The following is a 12,672-nucleotide window of genomic DNA, read 5'->3' on the forward strand; positions in this document are numbered from 1 at the left end:
ACGCCGTATGTCAAGGTGATGGTTGTACCTTTTCGGTGACGACACGGCATCGACCGCATACCGATGAGATTGGGAGCGAACGCAATCCGGTATGCCCGCGGCTATGGTTGACCCTGGCCTTCGACCCTATCGACGAAAGTATCCGCTCTATGTACGACCCGCTGGGGTTGTCGATCGGGACCACGAACCTGGTTGCGGCAGCTAACCGAAGCACTCCGGTCGTCCGTCGCGCTGTGCTGACGCTGTACCCGCATTGCGCCCCGAAAATCGGTGTGCTCGACCGTAACCCGGACGTGGCCGAGTCCGGCACATTGATGAGTGGTTTTGTGGAACGCGTCGGCGACTCGGTTGCCCTGGTGTCCCCGGACGGCTCGGCTCATGATCCGGACCTGCTGACGGTCGAGGCGCTGGACGCGATGGTGGTCGCCGCCGGCGCGGACGCGAGTTCGTCGGAGATCGCGATCGCCGTCCCCGCTTACTGGAAACCGGGAACCGTCCAGGCGCTGCGCAATGCCCTGCGCACGCATGTCGGCTTCGTGCGTAGCGGTATGGCGCCGCAATTGGTCCCCGACGTAATCGCGGCGATGACGGCGGCGAATACCGAGCTGGCTATCCCGGCCGGTGGCGTGGTCGGTTTGCTCGATTTCGGCGGCTCCGCCTCGTACGCTACTTTGGTGGAGACCAGGTCCGATTTCGAACCGGTAAGCGCCACAATGCGTTACGAGGATTTCGCCGGTGAACAGATCGACCAGGCGATACTGCTGCACGTCATCGACCGGCTCGGCCGCGACGACATCGATCAGGCCGGCACCGCCGCGGTCGTCCAGCTCGGCCTGCTGAAGGAACGGTGCCGAGAGGCCAAGGAGCGGTTATCCACCGACGCGGTCACGGAATTGGCTGTGGAGCTGGCGGGAACCAGCACTACGATCCGGCTCACCCGGGACACGTTCGATGACCTGATCCAGGATCGGCTGACCGGTTTCATCTACGCGTTCGACGACATGCTGGCGCGCAACAAGGCGAGTTGGACCGACCTGGCAGCGGTGGTCACCGTCGGCGGCGGCGCCAGCATTCCGCTTGTCACTCAACGTCTTTCCTTTCACACCCGGCTCCCGGTGCTGACCGTTTCGCAGCCGGCCTGCGCGGCCGCGGCCGGTGCGCTGTTGCTGGCTGCCCGTGGACGAGAGCTGGACTTCCGCACTCGGACGTCCGGCGGCTTGATGGCCAGGGCTGCGGCCGCGTCCGGTACCGCCCTGATCGAGCTGCCGGCCGGTGACGTGATGGTGATCGACCAGGAGGCGGTGACCGATCGCGAGCTGGCCTGGTCGCAAACGGACTTCCCGGGCGACGTGCCGGTGCGGTTCGAGGGCGACTCCTACAACGAGGACGGCCCGTGCTGGTCGATGCGCTTGAACGTGATCGACCCGCCCAAAGAACCGCCGTGGCGCCGGTTGCGGTTCTCTCAGCTGCTGATCGGCCTCTCCGCGGTGGTGGCGATGACCGCGATCGGCGGTGTGGCATTCACCTTGACCGGCGTCGAGCGGCGCCAGGCTCCCGTGGTGCCCAGTGTGGCGCCGCTGCCCGCGCCCTCGGTGTCGCTGCGGCCGAGTGCGGCGGCGCCCAGCCCGGTCAAGCCGCCGCCCAGCTCGGTGCCGGCGCCCAGTGCGGCTCCGGCCCCAACGACCGTCGCGCCGCCACCACAGCCATCACCGACGTTGACGGCGCCGCCGCCGACGTCGACGCTGGCGCCGTCACCGGTGGTGACCACGACAACCGCGCCTCGGCTCACCACCACCACAAGTCCCCGGCCGACCAGCAGCACCTCGGCGACGCCGACCACGACGGTCGAGCCTGAGGACACCACGGCCGAAGATGCGCCGACTACCACCTCGACGGTGAAGATGACCACGGAGTGGTTGCACGTCCCGCTGCTGCCCGTGCCGATTCCAATTCAGGTGCCGGCGAATCAGGCTCCGCAAAACCCGGCGCCGCAGACCCAGCAGCCTCAAGGGCCGCAGAATCCGTTCGCGAGTTCCGGCGCCCCCTGAGCCGACTCCGCGGCTGGCAGTCAGCTTTGAGCTTAACCAGAACCGGTCCGCGACCTGCTGGACGCGAGTAGTGTCCGAATTGGGCACAACTTTATAAGCGCCAGCTATTTGGATGTAACTAGTCGCACCAGCAATGCGGCGTGAGGATTGTCGACGGCGGCCGGCGCGGTACGTTCGTCCGCCTTAGACCCCCATGGCTAGTTACCACATGGCCTGGGAGGGCCAGATGGACATCGTACTTGGGGTATCAATGGAGCCCTCGGCGGTCCGCTTGGTGCTGATCGAAGGCGAAAACGCCGACGGTGCCACCGTCGAGGAAGAGAGCTTCGAGGTCGCCGGGTCGCAGGGCTCGGCGAATTCGGCGGCGGCCGCCGAGGCGATTGCGGCCATTATCGGCACCCGCCAGGGCGCGACCGAGGGCGGCTACTGGTTGACATCGACCGGGGTGACGTGGATCGACCCCGGCGGGGCCGGTGCGCTGCGTGAGGAGCTTGCCGCCCGCGACATCGGCGGCGTCATGTTGGTCTCGCCGCTGCTCGCCGCGGCCGCCCTGGCACAGACCGTCGGCGCCGCGCTCGACTACCAGCACATCGCGATGCTGTTCGTCGAGGCCGGCAGTGCGACGCTGGCAGTCGTCGACGTCACCGACGGCTCGATCGTCGACCTGCATCGGCAGTCCCTTGGCGCCCACAGCGCCATGGCGACCGAACTGGCGCCGATCGTCTCCGGTCTGGACGCGGCGGGTTCGCGGGCGGACGGGGTGTTCCTGATCGGTTGCGGGGTCGACATTGTCCCGGTCAAACCCGCGCTGGAGGCCGCGACATCGCTGGTGGTGAGCGTCCCCGAGGAGCCCGACATGGCGCTGGCCCGCGGCGCCGCGCTGGCGTCGGCGAATGCGCCGCTTTTCGTGTCATCGACGGCCGCGCTGGCCTACGCGCTGGACCCGGGCACCGGCGAAGTGAATCCGCGCGGCCTGACCCCGACCTACCTGGACGTCAGTGCTCATGCCGACCCCGGTCAAGGCGCCCTGGCCTACAGCGCCCTCGACGAGGACGACGACGAGATCACGCCGCGGCGCCGGCCGGTGAAACTGGTCGGTAGTGCCCTGGCCGCAGCGGCGGCCCTCGCGACCGGGCTGCTGGTGATCTCGTCGGATGTGCGGCCGATGGCTGCTCCGCAGCCCAGCCCACCCGAGGGCGCCGTCACCGTGCCCACGGTCCAGGCCCAGCCTGAGACACCGCCGCAGGGGCAGTTGCCTGCTCCCAGCTCGGCGCCGGCCGCGCCGCCACCGGCCGCGCCGCCACCGGAGGCGGCCCCGCCACCGGCCTCGTCGGCCCCGCCGCCGGTGGTCGCCCAGCCGCCCCGAACGGCGGTCAATGCGGCACCGCCGCCGGCGCCCCGTCGCGCGCCGACCCGCCAGGCACCGGTGCAGGCTCCCGTGGAGCAGGCCCCGCCACCGGCAGCGCCGGCGACCACGCCGCCGGCCGCGCCGCCTCCGGCACCGGCGCCGGCGCCGGAGGCTCCCCCGCCCAGCCCGATCGCGACGATGTACCTGCACGTCCCGTTCGTCACCATCCCGATTCCGATCTATCCGCCGGCGCCACCGCCGCCCCCACCCGAGCCGGGGCCGTAGGCGGGTAGCGGATCGGGTCGACTGCCCGCACACTGGGCAGTAACCGGATGAATTTCGAGGAGGTCGCGTGGGCAGCAACGGTCCGTTCGGATTCGACCCCGACGACTTCGATCGGGTGATCAGGGAAGGCAGCGAGGGTCTGCGCGACGCGTTCGAGCGGATCAACCGGTTCCTCACCGGCCCCGGCGAGCGGTCGGGGTGGTCGATGATCTTCGAGGATCTGGGGCGGCGCAGGCGTCCGGCGCCGGAAACGGCGGGCGAGGCCGGCGACGGGGTGTGGGCCATTTACACGGTGGATGCCGACGGCGGCGCCCGCGTCGAACAGGTGTATGCGACCGAACTGGATGCCCTGCGGGCCAACAAGGACAACACCGACCCCAAGCGCAAAGTGCGGTTCTTGCCCTACGGCATCGCGGTCAGCGTCCTCGACGATCCCGCCGACGAACCGACCTAGCTCCTCAGCCCTGCTGGACGACGTTCCCGCTGCCGGACTTGCTGACCTTCGGCGAGCCCGAGCGATAGGTGACCTTGTTGTTGATGCCGGAGGCCAAGATGGTGTCGACGGCATCGACGGTGACGGTGTTCTCGATTCCCGAGACGGTCAGGCTGGCGCAATGCCCGGTGATCACGACCGTGTTGGACATTCCGCTGATTTCGACGACGCTGTCGTTGCAGGCGAGTGTTTTGTTTTCGTTGAGGCCGCTGACAGTGAGGTCGCCGCCCGGCGGCGGCGCCGGTGACATCGACGGACCGGTCGAGGGGTTCCGGGTCTTAGTGCCCGACGGCGGCGGGACGGTTCCGGCTGGGCTGCTGATCGTCGGGAAGGTGGGGGTCAGGGTGGACAACGTGCGTGAAAGGTGGCTTCCCGCATAGGCGACGATGCCGCCGACCACAACCAAGATTCCGACGACGAAGACCGCCGCCAAAATCCAGAACAGCCGGTTGCCCGACGACGATCGCGGTGTGGCCCCCGGGAATGGCGGCTGAGAGCCATACGAGTCATAGGACCCATACGTCGAGCCGTACGGAGGCGGCATCGGCGGTGGTGGCGGCACCGGGCCCGGCGGCGGGTAGGCCTGGTATGCGGAGCCGCCGGGTGGCTGCGGACTCCCCAGCTCCGATGCGCGCGCCGCGTCGGCCAGCGGTTGCTCGAGCTGGCGGATCCGGGCTTCCGGGTCGTCCTCTGGATTCATGCACAGATGCTCCCATACCGGGAACTTGCCGAATAGGCCCGAATAAGCTCGACATCGTGCCGGACTTGACCAACCGCCAGATCGTGTTGCGTCGCCGCCCCACCGGGTTGGTCCAGCCCGATGACACCGAGCTGATCGCTTCACCGGCGCCTCGGCCCGCACCGGGCGAGGCGCTGCTGCGCACCACCTATGTGGGCATCGACGCGGCCGCCCGAACCTGGCTGGACGACCAGCCCGGCTATCTTCCGCCGGTGCGGCTGGGCGAGGTCATCCGGGCGGCAGGAATCGGCGAAGTCGTCGAAACACGTTGCGACGCTTACGCTGTCGGTGACGTCGTAACCACGCTGACCGGCTTCCAGGAGTATGTGATCATCCGCGACGACGTGTTCAGCACACCCATCCCGGGGGAAAGTGACCAGCTGGCGATCATGTCGGTGTACGGCCCGACCGGGGCCACCGCCTATTTCGGGATGACGGACATCGGCCGGCCCAAGCCGGGCGAGACGGTGGTGGTGTCAGCGGCGGCGGGCGCCACCGGATCGGTGGCCGGGCAGATCGCCAAGATTGCCGGAGCCCGGGTGGTGGGCATCGCCGGCGGGCCGCAGAAGTGCCGGGCGGTGGTCGAAGACTTCGGATTCGACGCGTGCATCGACTACCAGAACGAGAATCTTTCCGCCGCGCTCACAGTGCACTGCCCCCAGCGCGTCGACGTCTACTTCGACAACGTCGGCGGCCCCATCCTCGACGCGGTGCTGGGCCGGCTCGCCCACAAGGCGCGGGTGGTGCTGTGCGGTGTCATCTCCAGTTACCTGACCGGCGAGCACCCGGGTCCGGCCAACTACGTCAACCTGCTGTCCAAAAGCGCGCTCATGCAAGGCTTCAACACCCTCGAGCGGTGGGGTCGCTTCGACGAGGCTTTCGCCCACCTGCGCCAGTGGGAGGCCGAGGGGCGGCTCACCCACCGGCAGACCATTTTCGACGGCATCGAGTCGTGCGTCGACGCCCTCAACGGGCTGTTCACCGGGGCCAACATCGGCAAGACGCTGGTCAAGATCAGCGAACCGTCCGGGGCCTGACAGTACGCGAGAGCGCTTGTGACGCTTGCGCTTCTTGCACGATATCGATGACCCGCGTCGGCCTGGACACGAAGCGAAGACGGGTCGCCCCGGAGTCGGCGCCGCGCACAGTGAGCTGCTATCGTCCCATGCTTATGCCCGAGATTGACCGTCGCCGACTGATGATGATGGCCGGATTCGGCGCGCTGGCGGCCGCGATCCCGGCCCCCACAGCCTTGGCCGCCCCGTCCCCTCCGGCGGCGCCGGCGGGTCCGACGCCGTTGGCCCCGGCTGCAGGGGCAACCGGTGGTTTCCTCTTTCACGACGAGTTCGACGGCCCGGCCGGCTCGGCTCCCAATCCGGCGAAGTGGGCGGTGTCGAACCATCGGACGCCGATCAAGAACCCCGTCGGGTTCGACCAGCCCCAATTTTGGGGGCAGTACCGCGACAGCCGCCAGAATGTGTTCCTGGACGGCAACTCCAACCTGGTGTTGCGCGCCACCCGGGACGGCAACGGATACTTCGGCGGCCTGGTCCACGGCTTGTGGCGGGGCGGCATCGGGACCACGTGGGAAGCCCGGATCAAGTTCAACTGCCTGGCGCCCGGAATGTGGCCCGCCTGGTGGCTGTCCAACGACGACCCCGGCCGCAGTGGTGAAGTCGACCTGATCGAGTGGTACGGCAACGGTACCTGGCCGTCGGGAACCACCGTCCACGCCAACCCGGACGGCACGGCATTCGAGACCTGCCCAATTGGCGTGGACGGCGGCTGGCACAACTGGCGGGTCACCTGGAATCCCAGCGGGATGTACTTCTGGTTGGACTATGCCGACGGCATGCAGCCGTACTTCAGTGTTCCGGCGACCGGCATCGAAGATTTGGACGAGCCCATCCGCGAGTGGCCGTTCAACGACCCCGACTACACCATGTTCCCGGTGCTCAATCTCGCCGTCGGCGGTTCCGGTGGCGGCGATCCAGCGGCCGGCACCTACCCGCAGGAGATGCTCGTCGACTGGGTCCGCGTCTTCTAGGCACCAAGCTCCGGGGTCACCCCGAATAGCCCTCGGCACGGCTTGCCCGGGAGACAGCATGGAATTTCTGGTCACCATGACCACCCGTGTTCCCGAGGGCACGTCGGCCGACCAGGTCAGCGACGTCCGCGCTGGTGAGGCCGCGCGCACCCGGGAGCTCGCGGCCAGGGGCAGCCTGCTTCGGATGTGGCGCCCACCGGTTGGGCCCGGGGAATGGCGCACGCTGGCGCTTTTCGCCGCCGCCGACGACGAGTGTCTGGAGCGGCTGCTCGCCTCGATGCCCCTGCGGATCTGGCGCACCGACGAGGTCTGCGCGCTCGGCTGCCATCCCGACGACCCGCCCGGCGCGGGGATAACTCCGCGGCCCGGTAAGGGGCCGGAGTTCTTGATCGCCATGACCGTCACGGTGCCACCGGGCACGGCGGCGCCCGTCGTCGACGACGCCTCGGCGCGCCAGGCCCGCCGCGCCCGTGACCTGGCCGAGGCTGGACACCTGGTGCGGCTCTGGACGCTGCCCGGCGGGCCGGACGGCCCGTGCATGGTGGGTCTGTGGCGGGCCCGGGATCCCGGCGAGCTGATGGCGATCCTGGAATCGCTGCCGCTGTCGGGATGGATGACCATCGAGACCACGCCACTGAGCCCGCATCCCGACGACCCGATTCGGTCGCGGTGACCGGCGTTAGGGTGGGTTGAGTGAACAGGTGGCCCCGGCAACGCGCGCGAAGTATCACAGCGATCACCCGGGGCCTGGGCAGCCTCGATCGGGAACTGTTCGGGGTGATCGCCGAGGCGCAGACTCCGCTGCTCGACTTGGTGATGCCGCCGCTGACCCGCGCGGCCGATCACTCGAAGTTGTGGTTGGCCATCGCTGCGGGCCTGCTCGCCACGAAAAAGCCCGCGGCGCAGCGCGGTGCGGTACGCGGCGTCGTGACGCTGGGGGTCACCAGCTTGGTGACCAACCAGGTCGCCAAGCGAATCCGTAGGCGCCCGCGGCCCTTCGACGACTCGGTACCGCTGGTCCGGCGGGTGCGCCGGCGCCCCACATCAAATTCGCTGCCGTCCGGTCATTCGGCCAGTGCGGCCGCGTTCGCCGTCGGGGTCGGGCTGGAGAATCCACCGCTGGGGTTCGCGTTGGCATTGCTGGCCGGCCTGGTGGGTTTGTCCCGGGTGGCGACCGGAGCGCATTACCCGGGCGATGTCCTTGCCGGTTTCGGCATCGGCGCCGGCATCGCCGTGCTGGGCGGGCGGCTGGTGCCGCCGATCGTCGAGACGACGTTGCCGACTACCGAACCGCTGCGGGTGCCGACCCCGCCACGACCCGACGGCGCCGGAGTCGTCCTGGTCATCAACCCGGCATCGGGCGGCGGTAACGGCGCCCGGGCGCTCGACGAGATACGTCGCGAGCTACCTCGGACCGAGATCGTCGAGCTGGGTCCCGACGATGACCCGGAACAGGTCCTGCGGGCCGCGGCCGGGCGCGCCGAGGTGCTGGCGGTCGGCGGGGGAGACGGCACGGTGTCCACCGCCGCGGCGGTCGCCTACGATGCAGGGCTCCCGCTGGCGGTGTTTCCGGCCGGGACGTTCAACCATTTCGCCAAGGACATCGGGTGCGACACGGTGGGCAAGACCGTCGAGGCGATCCGGGCCGGCAGCGTCGCCCGCGTCGACCTGGTGTGCCTCAACGAAAGCCGGATGGTGGTCAACAACGCCAGCATCGGCGCGTACCCCACCTTCGTGCGGTACCGAGAAAAGCTGGAAAGACGTATCGGCAAGCCGCTGGCCAGCATCTATGCCACGTTGCACACGCTGCGCCACGACCAGCCCGTGCGCATCCGCTACGACAACAAGACCGTGCACACGTCGTTGTTCTTCCTGGGCAACTCGGTGTATCTGCCCACCGGATTCGCCCCCGCGCGGCGTACCCGGATGGATGACGGCCTGATCGACGTCCGCATTCTGGAAACCGGCCGGCGACTGGCGAACGTGCGAATTTTGGGCGCGCTGGCGCTGGGCCGACTGCAACGCAGCCCGCTCTACCACGAACTGCAAGTGCCGGAGTTCAGTTTCGCCGCCGTCGACGGGCCCACCGTCGTCGCTCACGACGGCGAGGTGGGCGAGGAATACGACAAGGCCAGCTTCAGCGCCAAGTATCGGGCGTTGCCGGTATTTCGCCCGCTTCCCCCGAATTGACCTCGGTGACCGAAATCGCCGACCTACCATGTGCCAATGCCGCTCGCGGTTGGCGAGGTGTTCGCGGGATACACCATCCTGCGAGTGTTGGGCGCGGGCGCGATGGGCACGGTATACCTGGCCCAGCATCCGCGGTTGCCGCGCCGCGACGCGCTCAAGGTGCTCTCTGCTGAGCTCACCGCCGACCCGCAGTACCGCGCCAGGTTCGTCCGCGAGGCCGACATCGCCGCCAGCCTGTGGCATCCCAACATTCTCGGCATCCATGACCGTGGCGAGTCCGGCGGCCAGTTCTGGATTTCCATGGACTTCGTCGCCGGCACCGATGCGGCCAAACTGTTGGGCGAACGCTATCCCGGCGGCATGCCGCTGGACCTGGCGGTGCCGATCATCACCGCGGTGGGGTCAGCACTGGATTACGCACACCAGCGCGGTCTGCTGCATCGTGATGTCAAACCGGCCAACATCCTGATCGCCGATCCCGGGTCGGAGACCCAACGGGTGTTCCTGGCCGACTTCGGGATTGCCCGGCCGGTCGACGACACCGCGGGTCTGACCGCCACGAACTTCGCGATCGGCACAGTCGCCTATGCCGCACCCGAGCAGCTGATGGGGGAGCCGATCGACGGGCGCGCGGATCAATACGCGTTGGCCTGCACCGCTTTTCATATGCTCACCGGCACCCAGCCCTACCAGTCGCCCAGCGCCGCGGCCGTCATCACCAAACATGTGATGGCCCCGCCGCCACCGATCGGCGAGCGCCGCCCCGAACTGGCGGCCCTAGATCCGGTGTTCGCCAGGGCGATGGCCAAGAAGCCGGCCGAGCGGTTCACCCACTGCCGCGACTTCACCGAGCATCTGGACTCCCGGTGCGCGCCGGCGCCCATTCAAGGGCAAAGCCACCAGGACACCCAATTGGCGCCGACACGTGCGGCCCCGGTGCCGCCAGCCCAGCCGCACCTCGCCAAGCGGCCGGTACGGCGCACTCGGGTCCTGGTTGCCGCGCTGGTGGCCGTCGCGGTGCTCAGCGCGGCCGGAGTCTTGGCGGCCGTGAAGCTGTCCGGGAACCACGGTCGGAGCAGCGCGGCGGTGGCGGGGGCGCCTTCGGCCGCCGTGCCCAGCGCCGGTCCGTTCACCGGCACCTACCGGGGCGACTACGACGCGGCCACCGGCCCCGGCCTGGACGGCCTAGCCATCCCGGGTGCGACGGCCTCGACGACCACCTGGGGGGTGCGCTCGGTGTGCCGCAACACCGGCTGCGTGGCCACGGCGACACGTCTGGGCGGCGAAACGACATCGTTGCCGACGATGGTGTTCGACGACGTCGGCGGACACTGGCTGTCGGTGGGTCTCACCACCGCCACGTGCCAGGACGTCAACGCCGAATTTTGGGTGGTATTGATACTGCAACCGCGGCCCGACGGCACGCTTTCCGGCGAATTCAGCAAGACCAGCGCCAACGGCTGCGCGATCAAGAAGGCGGTGACCTTCACCCGGACCGGAGACGTCGACGTCACCGCGGTGTCGGATCCGGCGAGCCAGCCGCCGCGGGTGGTGTCGCCGGCCGAGGCACTGCATGGCCGCTACCACGACACGGTCAAATGGGCCAACGGCGCGACACCCAAGCAATATGACTGGGCCGTCCGCACCGACTGTCTGCGCACCGGCGAGCGGTGCATGAGCTTTTTCCACGCGCCACCGGACGGCTCAAAGCCGCTGGTGTTCAGCAGCAGGAGTTGGATCCTGTCGACCGAGCGAGAAGCGACATGCGACGGCGGCGGCACGACGCCGGTCAAAGACACCGCGGAGTTCGCCCTGCCGCAACCGCCGCAGGATCCGATCATGCTGCTCACCGCGCACGGTCACCACGAGCAGATCCAGTCGTGCACCCTCAGCGTCGAGTTCGACGAAACATTCGAGCGCACCGGCGATTAGGCTCGGCGATCGGCTTTGGTGGTGTCACGACCTTGGTCGGCTCACGCAGCCGCGGGTACGTCGGTCGGCGGCTGGTTCCGCGGTGGGGTGGTCGCGACGCTGTGCTCAATGATCGCGCTGCTGCCGGCAACCAGGACCACGCTGATCGTATGCCCCGAGTCCTAGGACGCAACTGCGACTTTTCCCATCAGCCACATCAGTCTCCGCGGGTTCGGGGTGTTTCGTTTTGCCCACACTGTGGCTTGGTTTTCAGCACGCCGACACCGCACCGTCGCTCAAACCCCTTGTGATGGCGGGTGTGTGGGGATGTGGCCCGGTGCACCACCGAATCGACTGTCATGCCGCCGTATCGAGTGTGCGCTCAGGGCTTTGACTGTGTATGTAGGGCGGGAACCGCCGCGATCGGCCGCCCTGACGGCACAGTCGGCGTCGTCAGCGCACAGTCGGCGTCGTCAGCGCACAGTCGGCGCCCCAACCACAAGCACGCGATTTCCACCTTCCCACGCGGGGGCGCAGGCGATCATCGCTGTGAGCGACAATTCGTTGCGCGCCTTTACTTGTCGCGCTTAGCCGGGCAAATTGTGTACCGGGCCGGCCAGAGATCACTGTGAAAGAAGTGACGGCCAGATCTATACTCCGCTGAGCACTCTGGCGTGGCGGCGGCCCGTGTGTGAGGTCTTGTGTTCGCCGCTTGAAGCCCGAAAGTCCGTGCGCTGCACGAGAAACGGTGAGGCGGCTTCCCAATGCCCGTCTTGTGACAGCACCGTTGCTTGTTCTCGGCGCAAGCGACGACCGCTCGCGAGTCGACGGGGACGCGTCAGCGGTGGCGAGGGTTTACCAGGCAGATGTGGAGATCTTTCCCGATATGGGCCACGTCATGATGCTGGAGAGCGGGTGGCACAGTGTCGCCTAAAGTATCGACGACTGGCTGGCTCGCCATGGGCTGTAACAGCATCGACGCTGTCGATGCGCCGACCTCGTTAACACGCGGTGATGATTTCGAACCTCGCACTCGATCGTTCACCGGGCTTGTCGTCATACCACCCGACTGCGGTGCCGACGATCGTGAAAGTCCCATTCCGAAGGCTGGCCTGTGCCGCACCGGTAACGTCCTGGCCGAAGGTACCGGTGAAACCGCCGAGGTTGTTGATTTGCACCAATTTTGCGACAACGTCACCGCCGGTTTCCAGTTGCGCGGTGATGCCGGGATCGTCCCTAAGTGTCTTCAGGGTCCAAAGCCAGCGCACCTGCGTGCAATCCACCAGGTGATGACCAGTGTCGCTACCGTTGATGAGCACTTTGATGGTGCGGGCCTCCACCCGCGCGTGGGATTCCGATGAGCATCCAGCTACGACAGCGGCAATGACCGATACCGCCGCCGTCGCGTTGACGACTCGGTTATACACCGCAGTTCCGACCTTTCCCGTGACTAGGATGACTACGACACTCGGTTTGCTCCCGGCGCGCGGCGACGCAGCCAGGTACCTCCAAGTCAGGTCAGACCGCGCACGCCGATGCAGTGAGCCGCCGCCTTTGTTGGGGGAACTCCTTCCACGCAGGCGTAGCCACGGAAACCCCGGCCAAAACACC

General features: G+C 67.9%; 10 protein-coding genes. 8 read left to right on the top strand and 2 right to left on the bottom strand.

What is annotated here, in order from left to right:
* Positions 1 to 149: 149 nt before the first annotated feature.
* From BST40_RS07510 to BST40_RS07520, 3 genes are all read left to right on the top strand, one after another.
* Positions 150 to 2,048: an Hsp70 family protein gene (locus tag BST40_RS07510; protein WP_083153899.1), complete on the top strand. Its 1,899-nt coding sequence runs from the start codon at positions 150 to 152 to the stop codon at positions 2,046 to 2,048.
* 226 nt (positions 2,049 to 2,274) lie between these two features.
* Positions 2,275 to 3,681: a DUF7159 family protein gene (locus BST40_RS07515; RefSeq protein ID WP_075548684.1), complete on the top strand. Its 1,407-nt coding sequence runs from the start codon at positions 2,275 to 2,277 to the stop codon at positions 3,679 to 3,681.
* 67 nt (positions 3,682 to 3,748) lie between these two features.
* Entirely contained in the window at positions 3,749 to 4,135 is a 387-nt protein-coding gene (locus BST40_RS07520) for a hypothetical protein (protein ID WP_083153901.1), read from the top strand.
* A 4-nt stretch (positions 4,136 to 4,139) separates the two neighbouring features.
* On the opposite strand, the gene BST40_RS07525 is transcribed toward BST40_RS07520, so the two are convergent.
* Complete coding sequence (locus BST40_RS07525) at positions 4,140 to 4,874, bottom strand: DUF3060 domain-containing protein (RefSeq protein WP_083153902.1); 735 nt, start codon at positions 4,872 to 4,874, stop codon at positions 4,140 to 4,142.
* A 56-nt stretch (positions 4,875 to 4,930) separates the two neighbouring features.
* On the opposite strand from BST40_RS07525, the gene BST40_RS07530 reads away from it, so the two are divergent.
* The 5 genes from BST40_RS07530 (at position 4,931) to BST40_RS32480 (ending at position 11,082) form a co-directional block, all read left to right on the top strand.
* Positions 4,931 to 5,950, top strand: coding sequence for an NADP-dependent oxidoreductase (locus BST40_RS07530; protein ID WP_083153904.1), 1,020 nt, complete (start codon positions 4,931 to 4,933; stop codon positions 5,948 to 5,950).
* Between the two features lie 128 nt (positions 5,951 to 6,078).
* Positions 6,079 to 6,960, top strand: a complete 882-nt coding sequence (locus BST40_RS07535; protein ID WP_075548662.1) for a glycoside hydrolase family 16 protein — start codon at positions 6,079 to 6,081, stop codon at positions 6,958 to 6,960.
* 58 nt (positions 6,961 to 7,018) lie between these two features.
* On the top strand, positions 7,019 to 7,633 hold the full coding sequence (locus tag BST40_RS07540) for a muconolactone Delta-isomerase family protein (protein ID WP_075548661.1): 615 nt from the start codon (positions 7,019 to 7,021) through the stop codon (positions 7,631 to 7,633).
* 20 nt (positions 7,634 to 7,653) lie between these two features.
* Positions 7,654 to 9,150 (top strand): bifunctional phosphatase PAP2/diacylglycerol kinase family protein, encoded by a 1,497-nt coding sequence (locus BST40_RS07545; RefSeq protein ID WP_083153905.1) that lies wholly within the window; start codon positions 7,654 to 7,656, stop codon positions 9,148 to 9,150.
* Between the two features lie 36 nt (positions 9,151 to 9,186).
* On the top strand, positions 9,187 to 11,082 hold the full coding sequence (locus BST40_RS32480) for a serine/threonine-protein kinase (protein WP_083153907.1): 1,896 nt from the start codon (positions 9,187 to 9,189) through the stop codon (positions 11,080 to 11,082).
* A gap of 980 nt (positions 11,083 to 12,062) precedes the next feature.
* On the opposite strand, the gene BST40_RS30020 is transcribed toward BST40_RS32480, so the two are convergent.
* Positions 12,063 to 12,401, bottom strand: coding sequence for a lipoprotein LpqH (locus tag BST40_RS30020; RefSeq protein WP_083153908.1), 339 nt, complete (start codon positions 12,399 to 12,401; stop codon positions 12,063 to 12,065).
* Positions 12,402 to 12,672 lie beyond the last annotated feature (271 nt).

The sequence above is a fragment of the Mycobacterium persicum genome (assembly GCF_002086675.1).
GTDB lineage: Bacteria > Actinomycetota > Actinomycetes > Mycobacteriales > Mycobacteriaceae > Mycobacterium > Mycobacterium persicum.

What these genes read in the sequence shown, in the direction of transcription:
- BST40_RS32480 (WP_083153907.1), top strand. Translation starts at nt 9,187, where the DNA reads ATGCCGCTCGCGGTTGGCGAGGTGTTCGCGGGATACACCATCCTGCGA.
- BST40_RS07540 (WP_075548661.1), top strand. Translation starts at nt 7,019, where the DNA reads ATGGAATTTCTGGTCACCATGACCACCCGTGTTCCCGAGGGCACGTCG.
- BST40_RS07510 (WP_083153899.1), top strand. Translation starts at nt 150, where the DNA reads ATGTACGACCCGCTGGGGTTGTCGATCGGGACCACGAACCTGGTTGCG.
- BST40_RS07515 (WP_075548684.1), top strand. Translation starts at nt 2,275, where the DNA reads ATGGACATCGTACTTGGGGTATCAATGGAGCCCTCGGCGGTCCGCTTG.
- BST40_RS07525 (WP_083153902.1), bottom strand. Translation starts at nt 4,874, where the DNA reads ATGAATCCAGAGGACGACCCGGAAGCCCGGATCCGCCAGCTCGAGCAA.
- BST40_RS07535 (WP_075548662.1), top strand. Translation starts at nt 6,079, where the DNA reads ATGCTTATGCCCGAGATTGACCGTCGCCGACTGATGATGATGGCCGGA.